The 1,407-nt window shown below is 40.9% G+C and carries 1 protein-coding gene; it reads right to left on the bottom strand.

What is annotated here, in order from left to right; translation table 11 throughout:
- Positions 1 to 78: 78 nt before the first annotated feature.
- Positions 79 to 1,407: group II intron reverse transcriptase (locus tag PL11201_RS25375; protein ID WP_079681640.1), on the bottom strand; the 1,329-nt coding region annotated here is incomplete at its 5' end.

The raw sequence follows: 1,407 nt of genomic DNA, 5'->3' as shown, positions 1-1,407 counted from the left end.
TATTAGGGGTCGAGGGGGGCTTTGCAACCCCCGACTCCCATTCAAAACCGTGCTTGCGACTTTCATCGCACACGGCTCCTAGTCTAGTTGACTGTTATCATCAGAACATCCGGTTTCTTTTGAGTTGTAAGACCCATCAGTTGCCGTTTTAGTATCGTGACAATGGCGGTGTAGTAATTGCAGGTTCTTATAGTCATTTTTTCCGCCTAAAGACGTAGGAATGATATGGTCGATTTCTGCAATGTCTTCTGAGGTGAAATATTGTCCACAGAAGGTACACTTGCCTTTCTGTTTTTTAAGCAGAAACGCTACTTTGTTGGGTACATCGAAGGATGTACCTTTTCTTGTACTCCAATATGTCCAGTTTCCGTCATAGGGTGATGCTTCAGGTCTTATAGTTACATGACGGGTGATAGATGTATCTTGATGGGCTAATAGTTTATAACCCTCTTTGGTTTCAAAGTTCCACGAACTATTCCCGTTTTTCCTGAAATAATTTTTCAGTTTTCCATAACTTGCTTTACCGCATCTTCTGACTGTCCATGCTCTTAATCTTTGCCATGTCATGTGGTCTAAGGAGGAGAACGTTTCTTTAGAAACGACTTTGGAATGATAATTGCACCATCCTCTTATGACCGGATTTAGGTTTTTGATTAATGCGTGTTGGGGTGAGGATTTGTGGTTTTTTATCACTTCCTTTACCTTATTCGCGTGAGCGTTGATTGCCTTATTACTAGGTTTAATTAGGGTTTTGAGTCCTAATAATTTAGGATTTTTACCACCAGTTTTACTGGCATGATGTTTACCAACTGGATATTGGCGAAAATTCCAACCTAGAAAGTCGAATCCTGGTGCTACCTTTTTGCCGTTTACTTCGATTTCTCTCAGTGTGTGGCATATACGGGTTTTGGCTGGTTTCAGTTCTAACCCTATAGGTTTTAACCATTTTTCGATGGAGGCTTGGCACTGTTGAATGATTTTTAATTGTGGACTGATTACCACGAAATCATCGGCATATCTGATGGTGGTAGCGTAATTTTTGCTATTTGGTTTCTTTGGAAAGAAATTTTTAACTAAATTAATCATTCCATCTAGTGCGATGTTTGCAAGTAAAGGACTAATGACACCTCCTTGCGGAGTGCCTGCCTCTGTTGCGTTAAATATGCCGTTGTCCATAACTCCAGCTTTTAACCATTGTCTGATTTGGGCTTTTATTGTTGATGGACAATCAATTTTGGACAGTAGGTGTTTATGGTTAATCTGGTCAAAGCACTTTGAGATATCAGCATCTAGGATGTAGTATTCACCTTGATTGATGCTTTGGAAGATTCTTGACATTGCGTCGTGGGCTGAACGTCCAGGTCTGAACCCGTAGCTTTCACCCTCGAATCTGGCTTCCCATTGTGG

It is taken from the genome of Planktothrix sp. PCC 11201, assembly GCF_900009135.1.
Classification (GTDB): Bacteria; Cyanobacteriota; Cyanobacteriia; order Cyanobacteriales; family Microcoleaceae; genus Planktothrix.
The sequence above is the reverse complement of the archived record's forward strand: the minus strand, read 5'-3'. Positions and strand labels throughout refer to the sequence as shown.